This window comes from Sneathiella sp., from assembly GCF_002694385.1.
GTDB lineage: Bacteria > Pseudomonadota > Alphaproteobacteria > Sneathiellales > Sneathiellaceae > Sneathiella.
Genome location: NZ_NZMB01000010.1, coordinates 1 through 20582, shown reverse-complemented (window position 1 = coordinate 20582; position 20582 = coordinate 1). Strand labels below are relative to the sequence as shown.

The following is a 20582-nucleotide window of genomic DNA, read 5'->3' as shown; positions in this document are numbered from 1 at the left end:
TCCGCTGCATTGTATCCGGATGTCGGAAATGTCATAAGGTGGAAATGAAAAAGCCGCTTTCCGCCATTGCTCCCGGACATATCCTGTTTGATCGCCGGGCTGTTGCCCTGCATCGTCATCGGGCGGCCGGTCTCGACTGGGCGCGACATCGCTTCCTGTTTGACGAGGTGGCGGCACGCCTCGCCGACAGGCTGCTTGATATCAGCCATTCCTTTGATCTGGCGCTCGATCTTGGCGGGCGGGGCGGGGCTTTCGCGGATGCTCTGCTTGCCATGGGCAAAGCGCGGGATGTTATCCGAACCGACCTCAGCGATGCCATGAAGAGCGGCCAAAATGGAAAATTTTTGGCTGTGGATGAGGAGTTTCTGCCGTTCCAGGAAAGATCCCTTGATCTTGTCGGCAGCGTACTGGCGCTGCATTGGACAAATGATCTGCCCGGCGCGCTGGCCCAGATTGCGCGGGCGCTGAGGCCTGACGGGCTGTTTCTGGGCGCCCTGTTCGGTATTGACAGCCTGCATGAACTCAGAAGCTGTCTGATGGAGGCGGAAACGGAGGTGACTGGCGGGGCCAGTCCGCGTATTTCCCCCTTCACCGAAGTGCGGGATGCGGGTGCCTTGCTGCAACGCGCCGGGCTTGCGCTTCCTGTCACGGATGTTGATATGATTACGCTGAAATATGATCATCCCTTCGCCCTGATGCAGGAGTTGCGTGGAATGGGCGAAAGTAATGCGCTTGTCCTCAGGCAAAAGACATTCACGCGGCGGCAGATAATGATGCGCGCGGCCGATCTTTATATGGAACGCTATGCTGATGATGAGGGGCGCATCCCGGCCAGTTTTCAGATCATTTATATGACCGGCTGGTCTCCTCACAGCAGTCAGCAGAAGCCGCTCGCGCCTGGAAGCGGGCAGGCCCGGCTCAGCGATTATCTGGAGTGACATTGCTGTTGGGCGTATTTTTGGCACGGCAAACATTCCGTGCTAAAGTATTTGCAAATCGTAATTAAAACTTCCTGCTGTTTAATATCCAGCATAATAAAGAACCGGATAACGGTGGAGTAATCAGATGCGTACGATTGCCGATATTCTGAATGGCCGGGACATGACTGTCGATGAGTTTATGATCCTCAACCGGTTCTGGTCCCGCATCCGCAAAATCCAGCGCCGCGGTGATACCATTCTGACCAAGAATCGCGAGCTTGTCGGCGTCGCGCTCGGACAGCGCCGCGTTCAGCAGAAAGAGATTGATATCGAAACATTGGCTTCCCTGACGGGGCTTGGCCGCTCCAGCCTGCAGAAAACCCTGCGATCAATGGAAAATGATGATTTGATCGAACTTTACAGGGACCAGGCGGACAGGCGCCGCATACTGATCAAGCCAACGCAAAGATATACGGACCTTTCCCTGGATATGTATGAGGAAACACGTACGTTGATCCATGAAACTCTGGCGCAGCTTGAATCGCTCCGACGGGAGAAATAACCACTAGTGGTAACAAAAACAGTTGCCTTCCAACAAATTTTTGATTGTAATTTCTAATGTAAGCCTGAGAGATGACAGGGCAACTGGTGCCTGCCCTTTAGTCTGACCCGTCTTGTGAGGGACCAGGTTTCCCGGGCCGGCCTTTGGATGAGGAGAAAGTCCAAAAGCCGGCCTACCTGGAAACGGTGCCAGCTCTCCCGATATTTTACAAATATGAAATTATACTGTCCGGTTACAGCAGGTCGCGCAACATGGCGACGAGCGGGACATCGGCGGGCGGCATATCATAATCGCCAAGCCGCAGCGCGCGGACCCATTTCAGCGTTTGCCCCTCTGTCGGGCGGGGGGTGCCCCGCCACCGGCGGCAGACATACAGCGGCATCAGCAGATGAAATTTTTCGTAAGCATGGCTCGCAAAGGTAAAGGGGGCGAGGCAAGCTTCGGTGACATCGATGTCGAGTTCTTCCTTGAGTTCCCGAATGAGAGCGACTTCCGGTGTCTCATGCGGTTCCACCTTGCCGCCCGGAAACTCCCACAGGCCCGCCATGCTCTTGCCTGCGGGCCGCTGTGCGATCAGGACACGGTTGTCATCATCGACGAGAGCGACGGCGGCAACAAGGATGATGGGTTTGGATTGAACGGTACTCATGCTCAGCTGCGATAGTCAGCGTTGATGTCGATATAGCCATGGGTGAGGTCGCAGGTCCAGGCAAAGGCGCTGCCCTTGCCCACGGCGACATCCACATCGATCTCGATCTCCGATCCTTTCATATGCGGCATAACATCGGCTTCGCGGTAGGTGGCGGCGCGCGCGCCATTTTCGGCGATCAGAATGCCGCCAATCCTGAGGCTCATCCTGTCCCGATCTGCTTTTTCCCCGGATTTGCCGACCGCCATGATGACGCGGCCCCAGTTGGCATCCTCCCCCGCAATCGCGGTTTTGACGAGGGGGGAGTTTGCAATAGCAAGGGCGATTATTCGTGCGGCGGCATCATTTTCGGCGCCAGTTACCCGGACAGTGATGAATTTGCTGGCGCCTTCGCCATCGCGTGCGACCTGCTGGGCCAGATCGCTCATCACATCGAGAAGAGCCTGTTTGAAACCCTCAAGCGCCGGATCATCCGCGCTTTCAACGGCTGGATTGCCCGCCTTGCCCGTAGCGAACAGCAGGACGCTGTCACTGGTAGAGCTGTCAGAATCCACAGTGACGCAGTTGAAGCTTTTGCCGTTGGCATCACTGAGCAGCTTTTGCAGGACGGATGCGGGAATTGCCGCATCCGTAAACAGAAAGCCGAGCATGGTTGCCATGTCGGGGGCAATCATGCCGGAGCCCTTGCAGAAGCCAGCGATGGTTATTTTAACCCCGTTCAGCATGGCCGTTGCCACAGCGCCCTTGGCGAAGGTATCCGTCGTCAGGATACAGTCGGCGGCAATTCGTCCGGCATCGGAGGAAAGATCCTCCGCCAGCCGTGGCAGCAGGGACGTTATTTTTTCTGTTGGAACCGGATCGCCGATCACCCCGGTGGAGGCGATATATATTTCCTCCGCCGTACTGCCGAGAATTGCCGCTGTCGCTGCCGCTGTTTCTTCCACCGTCCGGCGGCCCGCCGCGCCGGTGAAGACATTAGCAATCCCGGCATTGACGACGAGTCCGCGTGCCTTGCCATGGGGCAGAATTTCCCGGCCCCAGTCAACCGGCGCACCGGGCATGGTGTTTTTGGTGAAGACGCCGGCGACCGTGGTGCCGGGCGCCAGTTCTGCCAGCATGACATCATTGCGGCCCTTGTAGCGCATGCCGGAATTCCCGGCGGCAAAACGCACGCCGTCTATGACAGGGAAATCCGGAAAGGCGGCCGGGGCCAGCGGTGATTTTTTAAGCGGCATGGCGTATCTCCAACTAGGGCTGTCCCACTTACGGCATGGAAGGGCAGGCGGTCAATTCGGAAGTTGCCCCGATTATGCGGGTTTTGTGGCGGCCAGCATGTAATTGACGCTGAAATCGCGGCTGAGGCGCCAGCGATCCTCGATCGGATTATAGCTCGCCCCGGACATATCATGGACAATGAGGCCATTCTCCCGGACCAGATGGGCAACTTCCGATGGTTTGAGAAATTTCTTCCAGTTATGGGTTCCCTTGGGCAGCCAGCGCAGGACATATTCCGCTCCGACAATGGCGAAGGCGAAACTTTTCGCCGTACGGTTCAGCGTGGCGACGAACATGATCCCGCCGGGTTTGAGCATTTTGCTGCAGGCGCTGACAAAGCCCTTAATATCGGCGACATGTTCGATAACTTCCATATTGAGGATCACATCAAACTGTTCTCCGGCGTCGGCCAGTTCTTCCGCCGTCGTATGCCGATAGTCGATTGCGAGCCCGGATTTTTCCGCGTGCAGCGAGGCGATGCTGATATTCTTCTCGGAGGCATCGGCGGCCACCACGTCACCGCCCAGACGGGCCATAGGCTCCGACAGCAGGCCGCCACCGCAGCCGATATCAAGGATCCGCAGCCCTGTAAACGGTTTCAGCTTGACGATGGCATTCTCAAACTGCAATCCGAAATGGGCAATGACGGTATCGCGGATATAGCCGATGCGAATCGGGTTAAACTTATGAAGGGGTTTGAATTTTCCGTTTTCATCCCACCATTCATCGGCCATCGCGGCGAAATTGGCAATTTCCGACGGATCTACTGATTTTGCCTGTGCTGCGTCGCTCATGCTGGCTCCGTTATTATACATGTCAAAAAAAGTCAGTATTATTGCAATAAATTGATGGCGGTGCTTGCCCCGCACCCACCGTTAAGTATAAGTATACGCTCCTTTGTACCAAAGGTAATTGTGACTTTTACATAAATTTTTGAACCCTCGTGACAGTATCGAGGGAAGAGGTAAGCGGCCATGGCACGGCTGGTAATGAAATTTGGGGGAACGTCGGTTGGCTCGGTCGAGCGTATCAGGAATGTTGCCCAACGGGTGAAAAGGGAAGTGGATGCGGGGCACGAGGTGGCGGTTGTTGTCTCCGCCATGTCGGGAGAAACAAATCGGCTGGTCGATCTTGTTTCAAATGTGTCCAAACTGCACGATGCGCGGGAATATGATGTCGTGGTTTCCAGCGGCGAACAGATCAGTGTCGGGCTGGTGTCGCTGGCCTTGCAGGATATCGGCATTTCCNCCCGTTCGTGGCTGGGCTGGCAGATTCCTGTAAAAACCAATGCTGNCCACAGCGCGGCCCGGATCGAGGATATTGATTGTTCAGAAGTCATAAAACGTTTCAGCGAAGGGCAGGTGGCAGTCTGCGCGGGTTTCCAGGGGATCGGGACAGATAATCGCATCACGACACTGGGGCGTGGCGGCTCGGATACGTCTGCCGTTGCGCTGGCGGCGGCGCTGGAGGCGGATCGTTGCGATATCTATACGGATGTGGATGGGATTTACACCGCCGATCCGCGGATCGCGACAAAGGCCGCCAAACTTGATAAAATTACTTATGAGGAAATGCTGGAACTGGCGTCTCTCGGCGCGAAGGTTCTGCAGACGCGGTCCGTTGAGATGGCCATGAAGCATCGCGTCAAGCTGCAGGTCCTGTCCAGCTTTGAAGATTTACCGGGAACACTGGTCGTAGATGAGGAAGATATTGTGGAACATCAGGTTGTAAGTGGCGTTACCTATACGCGCGATGAGGCCAAGGTAACGTTGCAGCAGGTTGCCGACCGGCCGGGCGTTGCGGCGCTTGTCTTTGGGGCGCTGGCGGATGCCAATGTCAATGTGGATATGATCGTCCAGAACGTATCGGAGGATGGCAAGGCGACGGATCTGACCTTTACGGTCGGCCGCAAGCAGATTGATCAGGCCCTGTCGGTGCTGGACACGTTGAAAGAGAAGGTTGACTGCAAGGCGATCGTCCCCGATTCCAACGTGGTCAAGGTCTCCATCGTCGGCATGGGTATGCGCAGTCACGCTGGCGTTGCCAAGACAATGTTTGCCGCACTGGCAGAAAAAGGGATCAACATTCAGGTGATTTCCACTTCCGAAATCAAGGTGAGTGTTCTGCTCGCCGAGGAGTATACCGAGCTAGCTGTCCGGACCCTGCACACGGCGTTCGGGCTGGATGCCGCGTAACATGGGCGGGCAGTTGAAAAACGGCACTGATTGCCTGGCAAGTGCGTGGAAACGGGGCTGCGATTTCCTGGGAACAAAATACGCCATTCTGGGCGGCGCGATGTCCTGGGTCTCGGAAAGGAATCTGGTGGCCGCCATCTCGAATGCCGGGGGCTTCGGCGTGATTGCCTGCGGGGCCATGACGCCGGAGCTGCTGGACGCGGAAATCAGGGGAACACAAGCCCTGACCGGCAAGCCGTTCGGTGTCAACCTGATCACCATGCATCCCGACCTCGACAAGCTGGTGGATGTCTGCCTTGCCCTCAATGTCGGACATGTGGTGCTGGCGGGTGGCATCCCGGCCAAGGAAACAATCGAGAAAATCCGCAATGGCGGCGCCAAGGTAGTCTGCTTCACGCCGACACTGGCGCTTGGCAAGAAGCTGATCCGCAGCGGGGCCGATGCGCTGGTGATCGAAGGGATGGAGGCGGGCGGTCATATCGGCCCGGTGTCCACAAGTGTGCTGGCGCAGGAAATCCTGCCGAATATCGAAGATGTTCCCGTCTTTGTCGCCGGGGGCATCGGGCGGGGGGAGGCCATCGCCACCTATCTCAGGATGGGCGCGGCCGGATGCCAGCTTGGCACCCGCTTTGTCTGTTCATTTGAATCCATTGCCCATCCGGCGTTCAAGAAGGCTTTCATTCGCGCCAATGCGCGCGATGCGGTCACAACGGTGCAGGTGGATCCCATGTTCCCGGTCATTCCGGTACGGGCACTTGACAATGCCGGAGGGCAGAAATTTATCGAAACCCAGCATCAGGTGATTGCCCAATACAAGGCAGGGGAAATGGATCTTGATGCGGCACGCCTTGCCATTGAGCATTTCTGGGCCGGTGCCTTGCGCCGCGCCGTCATTGAAGGCGATGTAGAATTCGGCTCCGTCATGGCGGGACAGAGCGTCGGTATGGTCAAAAAGGAGCAATCAATCGCAGAAATCATGGAGGAGCTTGTGGCTCAGGCGCAGAGTTCCTTCGAAAATCACGGAGATCAAAGGGACAGTTTGTAAATGAGCGGTGTTGGGATCAGCGCGCCGAGGCTGCTGCTTCGCAAGCTCCATCAGGTGATGGCGGGGCATGGCGATGCGGAACAGCGTCTGAGCGAGATCGTTCACCTGATCGCCAACAATATGATCGCCGAGGTTTGCTCCTGTTATCTTCGCCGGGCCGGTGATGTGCTGGAGCTTTTTGCAACGCAGGGCCTGAAGCCGAGCGCCGTGCACCAGACGCGGCTGCGGTTTGGCGAAGGGCTGGTCGGTGATATCGCTGCGCGGGCGCGGCCGCTCAACCTGTCCGATGCGCAGTCCCATCCGCAGTTTGCCTATCGCCCGGAAACAGGCGAAGAAGAATATCACTCTCTGCTGGGCACACCGATCCTGCGGGGCGGCCGGGTCATCGGTGTTCTGGTTGTCCAGAACCGGACACGCCGCACCTATACAGATGAAGAGGTCGAGGCGCTCCAGACCGTCGCCATGGTGGTGGCGGAACTGGTCAGTTCGGAGCAGATGATCGCGGCCATCGAATTTTCCGATGCCGCCGGAAATGCGACACTGCCGCACCATATCAATGGCCGCGTCCTGGCAGAAGGATTGGGAGCAGGCGCTGCATTGCTGCATGAGCCACGCATTGAAGTTATCCGGACCATTGCGGAAGACAGGGCGAAGGAGCTGCACCGTCTCGAAGCCGCCATCAGCGCGATGCAAAGTACTGTCGATAAGCTTCTGGTTGCTACGGATACTTTGTTCAGCGATGAATCAAAGGATATCTTTGAAGCCTACAAGATGTTCGCCTATGACAAGGGCTGGTTGAAAAAGCTGCAGGAGGCGGTGAAGACCGGCCTGACGGCGGAGGCGGCGATCAAGCGCGTTCAGGACGATACGCGGGCGCGCATGAAGGAAATCACCGATCCCTATCTCCGGGAAAGGTTGTCCGAACTTGATGATCTGGCCAATCGTCTTTATCTGCACCTTGACGGGCGGACGCTGATTGACCGGCGTAATCTGGAGCAGGATACCGTTGTGGTTGCGCGCAACATGGGCGCCGCAGAACTACTGGATTATGATCGGCGGCGCCTGAAGGCAGTGATTCTGGAAGAGGGAACCCGGTCCAGCCATGTGGCGATTGTCGCCCGGGCGCTTGGCGTGCCGGTGGTCGGACAATGCGCCGATATCCTGGAGAATGTGGAACAGGGCGATCTGCTGCTGGTGGATGGGGAGCATGGGCAGGTTTTCCTGCGCCCGGGCGAAGATGTGCAGCAGGCCTTTGCCCGCAGCCAGCAACAGCGGGCGCAGCGGGAGGCGAAATATGCGGCGCTTCGCGACAAGCCGAATATGTCGCTGGACGGGGTGCCGCTCAGCCTGAATGTCAATGCCGGGCTGCTGATTGATATTGATCATTTTCCTGATCTGGGCGCCGACGGGATCGGTCTGTTCAGGACGGAGCTGCAATTCATGGTCCGTTCCCAGATGCCGAAGGTGGATCAGCAGACCGAGCTTTATTCGCGCGTGCTCGAAAAAATGGGCGCGAGTCCGGTGGTGTTTCGTACCCTCGATATCGGCGGCGACAAGCTCTTGCCCTATCTCAAGACGCGGGCGGAGGAGAATCCCGCCCTAGGATGGAGGGCCATCCGGATTGGCCTTGATCGCCCGGCGCTGCTGCGCAGTCAGCTCCGGGCGCTGGTCCGTGCGGGCGCAGGGCGGGATATCTCGATCATGTTTCCGATGATTGCCGAGGTCTCCGAATTTATGGAGGCGAAGGCCATTCTCAACAAGGAGATCGAGCGGGCAGGGCAACGCGCAAATGGCTTGCCGAAATCCATTCAGGTCGGCACCATGATCGAGGTGCCGTCCATTATCTGGCAATTGCCGCATCTACTGGGGGAGGTGGATTTTATTTCCGTCGGTTCCAATGACCTGATGCAATTCTTTTTTGCGGTGGACCGCGGCAATCCGAAAGTCACCGACAGATATGATAGCCTGAGCCCGAGCTTGCTGTTACTGTTAAGGACGATTGCGGAACATTGCGAGGTGGCCGGCAAGCCGTTTTCCATATGCGGCGATATTGCCGGGCGGCCGCTGGAGGCGATGGCGTTGTTGGGGCTTGGCTATCGGAATTTTTCCATGTCGGCGGAAACACTCGGCCGGGTCAAGGAAATGGCGCTGAGCGCAGATATCGGCAGACTCGAGAATTTTGTTCGCGGGCTTTGCCATTCGCGAGACCGTTCCGTGCGTGACCAGCTTCGGGCATTTGCGCAGGATCACGGGATTATTATATAAATTATTGCAGTTTCCTTATTTTCGCCGATAATGGCGGGCAAGCTGTTGCGAAAGTTAACCAACGGTAATTTGGCGTTTGATTATGGAGAGAGACAGCAAATGGCGTGATGACGCCAGAGAGCCGAACCTGTTGAGCAGGCACGCATCCAGGGGAAATAGGCTGTCATTTCAAAATACGGAGGAATATATGACTGATCCGGAGAGGGAGGAACCTCTCACGGTCGGCGCTCGTCTTCGACTGGCACGAGAGGAAAAAGGCCTTTCCCTGCATCAGGTTGCAGATGTTTTGCGGCTGAAGGCGAGTCAGGTTTATGCACTTGAGGAGGGCGATTATGACAGCCTTCCCGGACAGACGTTTGTCACCGGTTTCCTGCGCTCCTATGCAAATCTGCTGAACCTTGATGCGGTCGCGATTGTCGATGTTTACAAAAATGAAGAAGGGGGCGGGCTGCATGCGCCGTCACTTGCCTTCCCCGAACCAACAACAGGCGGCCGTATGCCGGGGGCGGGCATTCTTCTTGGGACATTCGTTTTTGCTCTCGTTTTGCTGGCGGGCTGGTTTTTATATCAGGAAAGTGAAAGCCTGGATTTCGAGAGGGTTGCGGAACTGCCGGAACATCTGGCGAGCAAGATTTTGCCGACGGATGATAACGGGGCGGGTAATCAGCCGATAACCGCCGGAAATCCGGAACCGACGCCGCCCAAGAATATTGCCGAAATAACACCGGCGACCCCGACGGCTCCCTCTTCTGCCGAAGCGACAGCGGGACAGGCGGCTACCGGTCAGGCTGTCGCGGATGAGAGCGGGACGAGCGCGGAGCCGTCCAATTCGGCTCCGAGCGCCGTGGCTGACAGTCAGGAAAGCAATTCAGACATTGCGGATAAGACGCCTGCCTCGGAAGTTGAGGAAAGTACGCCATCGGCAACATCTCAATCAACCGCGCCCGCAGCTTCTGATGAGGCGGCGACATCGTCGGATGTGGCGGAGAATGCGCCCGCGGATCCGGCGGCGGAGACCGCCCCCAATAGTGCGGCCCCAGCGGATCAGGCAGCTCCAGCGGGAGCCACCGCCAATTACCCGCAGGATACCCTGAACAGGGCTGAGACAGAGCGGCAACTCGCGGATGAAAATCAGGGCAATCCCATGTCCCGGACCTTTGGCGTTGAAAATACGGATTCCCGCGTTGTTCTGCGCGCGACAGAGGAAAGCTGGGTCGAGGTCAAGGTCGGTGATCAAAGGCCTGTATTGTCCCGGCTGCTTAAACCCGGCGATGTCTATATGGTGCCCAATAATCCGACATTGAAAATGACAACCGGGAATGCGGGCGGACTGGAAATTCTGGTCGATGGCCGGGAAATTCGCTCTCTCGGCGGAACCGGCAAGATTGTCCGGGAGGTTTCCCTCGCGGCAGACAGCCTGATCCAGAATATCGGCTTGCAGTAGCGGAATTGATTTTGCCGCCACCGTGCCGATGGTATTGCTTGTAATTTGAGCAAATAACCGCCATTTTAGGCGCGACAGACGGCACCGCCCTCTTTGACGCAATTTGCTGAAGTAGATCCCATGAGCATCAGACCCTATCGAGAGATAATCCGGCGAAAGTCACGGCAGATTTATGTCGGCAATGTTCCCGTGGGCGGGGATGCGCCGATATCGGTGCAGTCGATGACCAACACACTGACTTCCGATCCCAAGGCAACAATCGAACAGATCCTTGCGCTGGAAGAAGCCGGAGCGGATATGGTGCGGGTTTCCTGCCCGGATGATGCCAGCACCAAGGCCTTGAAGGAAATCGTCCGCGAGACCAATGTGCCGATCATCGCCGATATCCATTTCCACTATAAACGCGGGATTGAGGCGGCGGAGGCGGGCGCGGCCTGTCTGCGCATCAACCCCGGTAATATCGGCTCCGCCGATCGGGTGCGCGATGTCGTGAAGGCGGCGGTGGATCACAACTGTTCCATGCGGATCGGCGTCAATGCCGGCAGCCTGGAACGCGAGTTGCTGGAGAAATATGGCGAACCCTGTCCTGATGCGATGGTGGAATCCGCCCTCAATCACGCCCGCATTCTGGAAGATAACGACTTTTTCAATTTCAAGATCAGCGTGAAGGCGTCGGATGTCTTCCTGTCAGTGGCCGCCTATCAGGGGTTGGCGGAGGCGTGCGATTACCCGCTGCATCTCGGGATTACGGAGGCGGGCGGGCTGTCTAGTGGCACGGTCAAATCCTCCATCGGGCTTGGCATGCTGCTGTGGTCCGGCATTGGCGATACATTGCGGGTCTCTCTTTCCGCCGATCCGGTGGAAGAAGTGAAGGTCGGCTATGAAATCCTCAAGAGTCTGGGGTTGCGCCGCCGCGGAGTGACGATTATTTCCTGCCCGTCCTGCGCCCGGCAGGCCTTTCCGGTCATCAAGACAGTGGAAACGCTGGAAAAGCGTCTTGCCCATATCCAGACCCCGCTCACTCTCTCCATCATCGGCTGTGTGGTTAACGGGCCGGGGGAAGCTCGTGAAACCGACATCGGGCTGACCGGCGGCGGGAAGGACAATCACATGGTCTATCTCAGCGGCGTAACCGATCACCGTATCGACACGGGCAATATGGTTGACCATATTGTCGAGCTGGTTGAAGCCAAGGCCGCCGAGATTGAGGCGCTGAATGCTGCCGATGAAGAAGGTTCCGGCGCGCCTCATCTCAATCAGGCCGGTAAACGCATCGCCTGAGATTAATCAAGAACTTAATACGGAGATAACACGTGTCCCAACCACAGCCAGTCCGCGGCACCCATGACCTGTTGCCAGAGGATTTCGCGCGCCATGCCCATGTGCAGAATTCGGCGCGGGAAGTGGCGGCACGTTTTGGCTATGCGGAAATGGCAACGCCGATCTTCGAATTTACGGAAGTCTTTGCCCGGACCATGGGCGAAAGCTCCGATGTTGTCTCGAAAGAAATGTATTCATTCGAGAGCCGGGGCGGGGAGAGCATGACGCTCAGACCCGAATATACGGCAGGCATCTGCCGCTCTTTCATCAGCAACGGATTACAGCAGCAGGTGCCGTTCAAGGTCTTCGCAACCGGGCCGATGTTCCGTTATGAGCGCCCGCAGAAGGGGCGACAGCGGCAGTTCCATCAGATTGACGTGGAATGCATCGGCGCGGCGGAACCGCAGGCGGATATCGAGGTGATCTCGCTCGGCGCGGCCATTCTGAAGGCACTCGGCATTCTTGACAAATGCAGCCTTGAAATCAACACGCTGGGTGATCAGGAAAGCCGTCAGGCCTATCGGGCCGTGCTGGTGGAATATTTTGGTGACCATAAGGACAGTCTTTCCAAGGACAGCCTCGACCGGCTGGAGCGAAACCCGCTGCGCATTCTGGACAGCAAGGACGCCGGAGATCGGGCACTGGTGGAGAAAGCCCCGCTTTTTACTGACTATCTCAACAGCTTCTCATCAGATTTTTTTGCCGAGGTGCTGGATGGGCTGTCGCTGCTCGGCATTGGGTATCATCTGAACCGGCGGCTTGTCCGCGGGCTTGATTATTACACCCATACGGCTTTTGAATTTGTGACGACGGAACTCGGCGCGCAAGGCGCCGTGATTGCTGGCGGGCGTTATGATGGCCTGATCGAAGCACTTGGTGGCAAACCGACGCCGGGCATCGGCTGGGCCGGCGGAGTGGAACGTCTCGCCATGCTGGCAACGGGCGCGATAAAAGAAGTTCGCCCCCTAGCCATCATCCCGATTGGGGATGCGGCGGAAACGGCGGCCCAGAAGCTGGCTTACTCCTTGCGCCAGGACGGGCATGTCATCGAAATGGCCTTCAAGGGGAATCTCTCCAAACGCATGAAACGGGCGAACAAGCTGAATGCCCGGGCGGCCATCCTGATCGGGGAAGACGAATTGGCGCGCGATGCCTGCACCTTCCGTGATCTTGATAAGGGGGAGCAGGAGGAAATTGCTCTAGCCTCTCTCGGATCTGCCCTCGCGGCGCTTGGCTAAAAGGCAAAAGAACCGATGCTCCCTGAAGACAAGCTGAAGCTGATCCTGTCCCGCTCCGAAGAGCTGGAAGCGGCCATGTCCGGTGCGATGGGCGAGGTTGCACCGGATGATTTCGTGCGCATGAGCCGTGAATATTCGGAGCTGAAACCGCTGGTCGAGGTTATCGGCAAGTTCCAGTCGGCCCGTAAGGAGCTGGCCGATCTGGAGGATATGCTGAAGAGTCCCGATACAGACGCAGAAATGCGGGAGATGGCGGAGCTGGAGATTGAGGAACTGACAGCCCGCCTGCCCGATCTTGAGCATTCCATCAAATTGCAGCTTCTGCCCAAGGATGATGCGGACGAAAAGAACGCGATTCTTGAAATTCGTGCCGGGACAGGCGGGGAGGAGGCGGCGTTGTTCGCCGGTGATCTCTATCGCATGTATCAGCGCTATGCGGAAAGCCTCGGTTGGAAGTGCGAGACCATGTCGCTTTCCGAGTCCGATCTTGGCGGTATCAAGGAAGTGATCGTCAAGGTGACGGGACGCAATGTGTTTGCGAACCTTAAATTTGAATCCGGTGTGCACCGTGTCCAGCGTGTTCCGGAAACCGAGACGGGTGGACGTATTCATACCTCTGCGGCGACCGTCGCCGTCTTGCCGGAAGCGGAGGAAGTGGATGTGCAGATCGCCGATAGTGATCTCCGTATTGACATCTTTCGGGCGTCCGGCCCCGGTGGGCAGTCTGTGAACACAACGGATTCCGCTGTCCGAATCACCCATTTGCCGACCGGTATCGTGGTGCAGCAGCAGGATGAAAAATCCCAGCATAAGAACAAGGCAAAAGCGATGAGCGTGCTGCGATCGCGCATTTATGAGGCGGAACGCGCGGCCCGGGCGGCGGAACGTTCGGCGGCGCGAAAGGGGCAGGTGGGCTCCGGTGACCGGTCGGAACGCATCCGAACCTATAATTTTCCGCAAGGTCGCGTTACGGATCACCGCATCAACCTCACGCTTTACAAGCTGGACAAAGTGCTGGCGGGGGAAGCCTTGCATGAGGTGATCGAAGCGCTGATCGCCGAGGATCAGGCGGCCCAGCTTGCAGAGATTGAAGGTGAAAGCTGAACCGGTAAATCCGCGACTTGCGGCGGTTGTTGCCTCGGCCTCCCGACGCCTGGCCGAAGCGGATATTGAAAACGCCCGGCGGGATGCCATGCTGCTGATGGCGCATCTCCTTGAAAGCGATATCGGAATTGTCTACCGGGAAGGCGAGCGCGAGCTATCGGTGAACCAGCAGGCGGCCTATGAGGCGATGATCCGCCGCCGCGCAGCGCGGGAGCCGATTTCCCACATCACCGGACATCGCGAGTTCTGGAGCCTGGATTTTCTTGTCAGCGCCGATGTGCTGGATCCGCGCGCCGACAGCGAAACCTTGATCGAGGCGGCACTTGAACATGTAAAAAACGGATATGCACCGCATCTCATTCTGGATCTGGGCACAGGCAGTGGTTGCCTCCTTCTTGCGCTGCTGCATGAGTTGCCCGAAGCGACAGGTGTTGGTGTTGATGTGAGTGAGGCGGCGCTGCTCCTCGCGCAAAAGAATGCCGTCCGCCTCGGGCTTGCGGAGCGAGCCCGCTTTATAAAAAGTAGCTGGGGAGAGAAGGTGACGGAAAGCTTCGATCTCGTGATCAGCAATCCGCCTTATATCCCGGCCTCTCATATTGCCACACTGCAGCCGGAAGTCAGGGAATATGATCCCCGCCTTGCGCTTGTTGGCGGCGATGATGGGCTTGATTGCTACCGTGCCATACTTGCTGATATCGGTCGCTTGCTCCGTCCGGACGGGTTGCTCCTGTTTGAAGTGGGCGCGGGACAAGCCCCGGAAGTGGGGCGGTTGATGGGGCAATCCGGCCTGTGCAATGTCCGGTTTTATAGGGATCTGGCAGGGATCGAGCGTTGCATTGCTGCTATATCTGGCAAATAAGGTCACTTTTTTTGAAAAAAACAATGGATTATTATAAAAACAGCAGGTAGGGTTTTCACCGATCATACTTGAAGAATGAGACCACACCTTTGGTCGGTGATCGATACTTAATTCAAAATCAGGTCTTAGCCGCCGGGATAATGCCTTCCCGGACCGGGAGCGGAGTATATGCTGGCCCCTGAATTGAGTGATCTTGCACTAACTGAGAACAGAACTCTAGATTGACGGAATCATTGCGATAATGAGAGTAAGTAGTAATAGGCGCGCCCGCGGCGGGCGAGCGAATTCCGGTGGAAACCGGGCGGGAGCAGGGAATAATCGCCGGTCGGGTGGGTCAAACCGCACATATGACAGTAACGGTCCTGACGGTAAAATTCGGGGAACCGCGACGCAGGTATACGATAAATATGTTGCTCTTGGCACGGACGCCCAGAATTCCGGCGATCGCATTGCCGCAGAGAATTACTTTCAGCACGCGGAACATTATTTCCGGATTGTCGCGGCGAATACGACCCCGTCCAGGGATCGTCCGACAGCTGATAATTCTGAGAACACCTCCTATGATGATAATGATAACGAGGATGTCCAGATTTCCCGGACAGGTCGCTCAAATGACCGTTCGCAGGATAATGACGCGGATAGCGATGACGGAGATGATACTTCGTCCGTGGATCTCAGCAAGGTAGAGCAGCCTGATGTCGATCTGTCGATGACGCCAGAATTAAACGAGCCCAATACCGCTGATACAGAAGATGAGACTGCTTCAAAGGCCAAGCGTAAGGTCAGCCGCACCCGAACCTTGCGACGTCGAACATCCAGCCGGAATACCCCCGATAAAGAGGCCGAAGACGCAACAACCGGCGAGTAAGGCCGGGCCTCCCTCTCTTAGTTGCCGGATTTCGGTATTGCCGAGAATGCTTACGACATAATAATCCATAAAGGGAGACGGCTCGCTGTCTCCTTTTTTTAATCCCCCTCGGCGCCCCGCTTAATAGCCGTCGGTTTGTCTTGAAATCAGTTTCCGCCCGCCCACATATATTTCAGTGAAAAGACGCCGTTGGCGGACTTGCAAAATGATTGCCTTGACGGGATCATCTGAAGTCGCGCAATTCAAGCAACGGCCTATGTGTCGAGGACGAGCATGGATATAGAAAAATATACAGATCGGTCGAAGGGATTTATCCAGTCGGCCCAAACTCTGGCGTTACGTGAAAATCATCAGCGGTTGACGCCCGAACATCTCCTGAAAGTATTGCTGGATGACAAGGAAGGTATGGCCAGCGGCCTGATCGCCAAGGCCGGAGGCGATGCCCGTCGCGCCCGTGAAGGGGTGGAGGCGGCCCTTGCCAAAATCCCGCAAGTGACGGGGAGCGGCGCGGGTCAGTTAAATCTGACGCCGGACCTTGCCCGCGTCTTTGCCTCTGCGGAAGGATTGGCGGAGAAGGCTGGGGATAATTTTGTGACGGTGGAGCGGCTCCTGCTCGCATTGACCCTGGAGAAGGGCTCTGAAACTGCCAAGATACTGAATGCGGCCGGGGTTAATGCCAACAATCTCAATGCGGCTATCAATGATCTTAGAAAAGGGCGCACGGCGGACAGTTCCGGAGCGGAAGCCTCTTATGACGCGCTCAACAAATATGCGCGCGATCTGACGGAGGCCGCGCGTAGCGGCAAGCTCGACCCGGTTATCGGCCGGGATGAGGAAATCCGCCGGACTATTCAGGTGCTGTCCCGTCGGACCAAGAACAATCCGGTCCTGATCGGGGAGCCTGGCGTCGGCAAGACGGCGATTGTCGAAGGGCTGGCGTTGCGTATCGTTAATGGTGATGTGCCGGAAAGCCTGAAGGACAAAAGGCTGATGAGTCTTGATCTTGGGCAGTTGATCGCGGGCGCGAAATATCGCGGTGAATTTGAAGAGCGGCTGAAAGCGGTTCTCTCTGAAATTTCTGCCGCAGGCGGTGAGATCATCCTCTTTATTGACGAGTTGCACACGCTTGTCGGCGCAGGGGCGGCGGAAGGCTCGATGGATGCCTCTAACCTGTTGAAACCAGCTCTTGCCCGGGGAGAATTGCACTGCGTCGGCGCAACCACGCTGGATGAATACCGGAAGTATATCGAGAAAGACGCGGCGCTCGCGCGGCGATTCCAGTCGGTCTTTGTCTCCGAGCCGACGGTGGAGGATACGATTTCCATTCTGCGCGGCCTGAAAGAGAAGTATGAGGTTCACCACGGTGTGCAAATCTCTGACAATGCTCTTGTCGCGGCGGCAACGCTGTCGAACCGCTATATCACGGACCGGTTTCTCCCGGACAAGGCCATTGACCTTGTGGATGAAGCAGCCAGCCGACGCCGCATGGAAGTGGACAGCAAGCCCGAAGAGGTGGATGAGCTGGACCGCAAGATCCTGCAGATGAAAATCGAGGCATCAGCCCTTGAAAAGGAAAGCGACAAGGCGTCAAAGGAACGGCTTGAAAAGCTGCAAAAGGAGCTTGTCGATCTGGAGAAGCAGTCTGCCGATCTTACGCAAAGCTGGCAGATGGAGAAGGAAAAGCTCAATCGTGCCCAGTCCGTCAAGGAAAAGCTGGATGCGGCGCGCAATGAGCTGGTGACGGCTCAGAGACAGGGCAATCTGCAACGGGCAGGGGAGCTGGCCTATGGCGTCATCCCGGCACTTGAAAAGGAGCTGGAGGAAGCCGAAGCGGCAGAGGGTTCCTCACTTGTCCGCGAGAGTGTGAAGGAGGAGGATATTGCCGGTGTTGTCTCGCGCTGGACTGGTATTCCCGTTGACAAGATGCTCTCCGGCGAGCGGGAAAAGCTGCTTGGAATGGAAAACCAGCTGCGCAAACGGGTGATCGGTCAGGAAGAAGCGCTTGTCGCCGTTTCAAATGCCGTACGGCGCGCCCGCGCCGGACTTCAGGATCCGAACCGGCCCATTGGTTCCTTCCTGTTTCTCGGACCCACGGGTGTCGGCAAGACGGAATTGACGAAGGCGCTTGCGGCCTTTCTCTTCGATGATGAGCAGGCGTTGCTGCGCGTTGATATGTCCGAGTTTATGGAAAAGCACAGCGTTGCGCGGCTGATTGGCGCGCCTCCCGGTTATGTGGGATATGATCAGGGCGGCGTGATTACCGAGGCGGTACGTCGCCGTCCGTATCAGGTCATCCTGTTCGATGAGGTCGAAAAGGCGCATCCGGATGTCTTCAATGTCCTGTTGCAGGTGCTGGATGATGGGCGGTTGACGGATGGTCAGGGCCGGACGGTGGATTTCAAGAATACGCTGATCATCCTGACCTCCAACCTCGGCAGTGAGTATCTGGCGAGCGGGGAGGACGCGGATGATGAACTGGTGCGTCATAAGGTTATGGAAGTTGTTCGGGCTTCCTTCCGGCCGGAGTTTTTGAACCGGCTGGATGAGCAGATCATCTTCCATCGCCTCACCCGTGAGAATATGAACGCCATCGTCGATATCCAGATTGGACATCTTCAGAAACTGCTGGCCGACCGGCATATCAAGCTTGATCTGGATGAGGCGGCCTATGAATGGATTGGCAACCGCGGATATGATCCTGTTTATGGCGCCCGTCCGCTCAAACGGGTGATCCAGCGTTATCTGCAGAACCCGCTGGCCTCAATGATATTGGAAGGGCGGATCGCCGACGGGGACGAGATTTCGATTTCGGCCGGAGATGATGGACTTGCAATTGACGGCGTTCCGGTTGCTGTCGACTGAGACATCCCCTCGTGCATAAAAAGAAACGGCTGTCAGAAATGACAGCCGTTTTTTTCAACGTCTATGACGGAATGTTCAGTCTTTCAGCTTGGCCAATAGCTGGGTTTCCAACTCGACGCCGGCAACTTCCCTGCGGATATTTTCCTTTGTTGCATTGAACGCCGTCAGCATCTTGCCTTCAAGCTTGCGCCCGGCCGGGAGCTTCACGGACAGCGGATTGATCTGCGTACCGTTTTTATGGACTTCATAATGCAGATGCGGCCCGGTGGAACGTCCGGTCGTGCCGACATATCCGATAATCTGCCCCTGCTTTACCTGCGTCCCCTTGCGGATGCCCTTGCCGTATTTACTCATATGGGCGTAAGCGGTTTTATAGCTGTTGTTGTGGCGGATGCGGACATAGTTTCCATATCCGCCGTTACGGGCGGCAAATTCGACGACACCGTTACCGGCCGCCATGATCGGTGTTCCGGTGCGCGCGCCGAAATCGACCCCGCGATGCATTTTTGTGTAGCCGAGTACGGGGTGTTTGCGTTTGCCAAAGCCTGAGGTCAGGCGTGCGCCGTCAATTGGTGTCCGCATCAGGGATTTGCGGACGCTTTGCCCTTTTTCATCATAATAATCGGTGATGCCGTCATCATTGGTCTTGAAACGGTACAGGGTGATGGTCTTGCCGCTCAATGTCATGGATGCCCAGACAATGGAGCCTTCTTTCAAAATATTGCCACTTTCATCGGCGAAGCGCTCGAAATAGACTTCGAAACTGTCTCCGGGCTGGATTTCACGCTGAAAATCGACGTCATAGCTGAAGATCCGGATCAGATCGACGATCGTCCGGGTGGGGATCCCGGCCTGAGCGGCAGACAAAAAGAGCGAGCTGTCGATAACGCCGCCCGCTCTTGCCATTTTTTTGTCGAGATCAATAATTGTTTCCTGGGCCGTAAACCCTGCCCCCGGCGTGCGAACGGCGGCAAGCTGGCGGTCCACATCTTCATTGAGAGCGATGCGAATCAGGCTCGGGGCGCTTTTGTCGGTTTCAGCATCATCCTCGGCATTGCCGAAATAAAGGGTGACGTCCTGTCCAACCTTGAGACTGCGCGGATCGAAAATTTCGTTCAGCGCGGTGATGGCTTCATGGCTTTCTGTGCGATCAACCCCCTCGCGGGTCAGCAGGGCCATGAGTGTATCCCCTTTGCCGACGGAAACAGTCTTTGTTGTTTCCTGAAGGGCATTTGTTGCGGGGGCGGTATCGGCAACGGCGTCCTCTGTCTGCTGATCGGATGGCGCGATATCTTCGGCGGTCCTGTCGGCGGAAGGGTCGACCATGTCGAGGAGGGAGGGAGTAGTGTCTGTCACACGGCTTGCGGTATTTGCGACCGGATCAGCGGTCGCGGCCCGAGGCTCTGTCACGAGGATGCCTGACTCGACATTTACATCGCTGCCAGTCAGGAATGTGGTGGCGAGCAGAGCGCCGACAGCGCCGCCAGCAATCATTGTTATCACAGGTATCAGCAGGGATTTACCGGCAGACCCTGTCTGGGCGCCTGATCGTATATTTTTCAGCACTCGTTAAACCACCCGTTCGAATGTATTGATTTTTGACAAATTAACCATAAATGCGCGACAAAAGATGCGGCGAGATAGCGATTTTGTCAAGCATTCCTCAATTTTTCCTTAAGTTCTTGCAACTGTTTGTCCCGGTTATATCGGGCCGTGAATCAAGATGTTGTCAAAACAGCCGTCCTCATGTCATCCGTTAGACGGAATCGGCGCGACGCCGGAAGGCGATCAGCAACGCGCGAGTGCCGTTTCCTAAGGGAAGTTTGCGGCATTAACATGGCCGGTTAAAAAAATTGAATTTATTGTGTTGACTGGGATGTATGGTGGGCCTATAACCCGCGTCACGCCGACGGGGCGGGTCTGATGGCTTGTTGGATTTGACGGGTTGATCGGGTTTGTCTGGTTGGTTTTTTATT

At 56.7% G+C, this 20582-nt stretch carries 16 protein-coding genes; 12 read left to right on the top strand and 4 right to left on the bottom strand.

Annotation, left to right across the window (positions count from 1 at the left end; all coding sequences use genetic code 11):
* The first annotated feature begins 44 nt into the window (after nucleotides 1-44).
* Complete coding sequence (locus CMN55_RS04730; protein ID WP_293948685.1) at nucleotides 45-938, top strand: methyltransferase domain-containing protein; 894 nt, start codon at nucleotides 45-47, stop codon at nucleotides 936-938.
* Nucleotides 939-1065: 127 nt separating this feature from the next.
* Nucleotides 1066-1482: a helix-turn-helix domain-containing protein gene (locus CMN55_RS04725; protein ID WP_293948391.1), complete on the top strand. Its 417-nt coding sequence runs from the start codon at nucleotides 1066-1068 to the stop codon at nucleotides 1480-1482.
* 232 nt (nucleotides 1483-1714) lie between these two features.
* Here CMN55_RS04725 and mutT read toward each other — a convergent pair whose 3' ends face one another.
* From mutT to ubiG, 3 genes are all read right to left on the bottom strand, one after another.
* A complete protein-coding gene (gene mutT, locus CMN55_RS04720) occupies nucleotides 1715-2131 on the bottom strand; it encodes an 8-oxo-dGTP diphosphatase MutT (protein ID WP_293948390.1) in 417 nt (138 codons plus the stop codon).
* 2 nt (nucleotides 2132-2133) lie between these two features.
* Nucleotides 2134-3366 carry a bifunctional glutamate N-acetyltransferase/amino-acid acetyltransferase ArgJ gene (gene argJ / locus CMN55_RS04715; RefSeq protein ID WP_293948389.1) on the bottom strand — a complete coding sequence of 411 codons (1233 nt, stop codon included), beginning with the start codon at nucleotides 3364-3366 and terminating at the stop codon, nucleotides 2134-2136.
* Between the two features lie 72 nt (nucleotides 3367-3438).
* Entirely contained in the window at nucleotides 3439-4200 is a 762-nt protein-coding gene (gene ubiG / locus CMN55_RS04710) for a bifunctional 2-polyprenyl-6-hydroxyphenol methylase/3-demethylubiquinol 3-O-methyltransferase UbiG (protein WP_293948388.1), read from the bottom strand.
* A 180-nt stretch (nucleotides 4201-4380) separates the two neighbouring features.
* On the opposite strand from ubiG, the gene CMN55_RS04705 reads away from it, so the two are divergent.
* The 10 genes from CMN55_RS04705 to clpB all read left to right on the top strand — a co-directional run bounded on the left by CMN55_RS04705 (nucleotide 4381) and on the right by clpB (nucleotide 18606).
* Nucleotides 4381-5601: an aspartate kinase gene (locus CMN55_RS04705; protein ID WP_293948387.1), complete on the top strand. Its 1221-nt coding sequence runs from the start codon at nucleotides 4381-4383 to the stop codon at nucleotides 5599-5601.
* Nucleotides 5591-6646 carry an NAD(P)H-dependent flavin oxidoreductase gene (locus tag CMN55_RS04700; protein ID WP_293948386.1) on the top strand — a complete coding sequence of 352 codons (1056 nt, stop codon included), beginning with the start codon at nucleotides 5591-5593 and terminating at the stop codon, nucleotides 6644-6646. Before CMN55_RS04705 ends, CMN55_RS04700 begins: the two co-directional genes overlap by 11 nt.
* Nucleotides 6647-8911, top strand: a complete 2265-nt coding sequence (gene ptsP / locus CMN55_RS04695; RefSeq protein WP_293948385.1) for a phosphoenolpyruvate--protein phosphotransferase — start codon at nucleotides 6647-6649, stop codon at nucleotides 8909-8911. It begins immediately after the preceding gene.
* 187 nt (nucleotides 8912-9098) lie between these two features.
* On the top strand, nucleotides 9099-10355 hold the full coding sequence (locus CMN55_RS04690; protein ID WP_293948384.1) for a RodZ domain-containing protein: 1257 nt from the start codon (nucleotides 9099-9101) through the stop codon (nucleotides 10353-10355).
* Between the two features lie 120 nt (nucleotides 10356-10475).
* Complete coding sequence (gene ispG, locus CMN55_RS04685; protein ID WP_293948383.1) at nucleotides 10476-11636, top strand: flavodoxin-dependent (E)-4-hydroxy-3-methylbut-2-enyl-diphosphate synthase; 1161 nt, start codon at nucleotides 10476-10478, stop codon at nucleotides 11634-11636.
* 32 nt (nucleotides 11637-11668) lie between these two features.
* Entirely contained in the window at nucleotides 11669-12913 is a 1245-nt protein-coding gene (hisS, locus tag CMN55_RS04680) for a histidine--tRNA ligase (protein WP_293948382.1), read from the top strand.
* Between the two features lie 15 nt (nucleotides 12914-12928).
* A complete protein-coding gene (prfA, locus tag CMN55_RS04675; RefSeq protein WP_293948381.1) occupies nucleotides 12929-14017 on the top strand; it encodes a peptide chain release factor 1 in 1089 nt (362 codons plus the stop codon).
* Nucleotides 14007-14876, top strand: a complete 870-nt coding sequence (gene prmC / locus CMN55_RS04670) for a peptide chain release factor N(5)-glutamine methyltransferase (protein WP_293948380.1) — start codon at nucleotides 14007-14009, stop codon at nucleotides 14874-14876. Before prfA ends, prmC begins: the two co-directional genes overlap by 11 nt.
* A gap of 241 nt (nucleotides 14877-15117) precedes the next feature.
* Nucleotides 15118-15744, top strand: coding sequence for a DUF4167 domain-containing protein (locus CMN55_RS04665; RefSeq protein ID WP_293948379.1), 627 nt, complete (start codon nucleotides 15118-15120; stop codon nucleotides 15742-15744).
* Nucleotides 15745-16017: 273 nt separating this feature from the next.
* Nucleotides 16018-18606, top strand: coding sequence for an ATP-dependent chaperone ClpB (clpB, locus tag CMN55_RS04660; RefSeq protein WP_293948378.1), 2589 nt, complete (start codon nucleotides 16018-16020; stop codon nucleotides 18604-18606).
* A gap of 75 nt (nucleotides 18607-18681) precedes the next feature.
* Here clpB and CMN55_RS04655 read toward each other — a convergent pair whose 3' ends face one another.
* On the bottom strand, nucleotides 18682-20172 hold the full coding sequence (locus CMN55_RS04655; RefSeq protein WP_293948377.1) for a M23 family metallopeptidase: 1491 nt from the start codon (nucleotides 20170-20172) through the stop codon (nucleotides 18682-18684).
* Nucleotides 20173-20582: the final 410 nt, after the last annotated feature.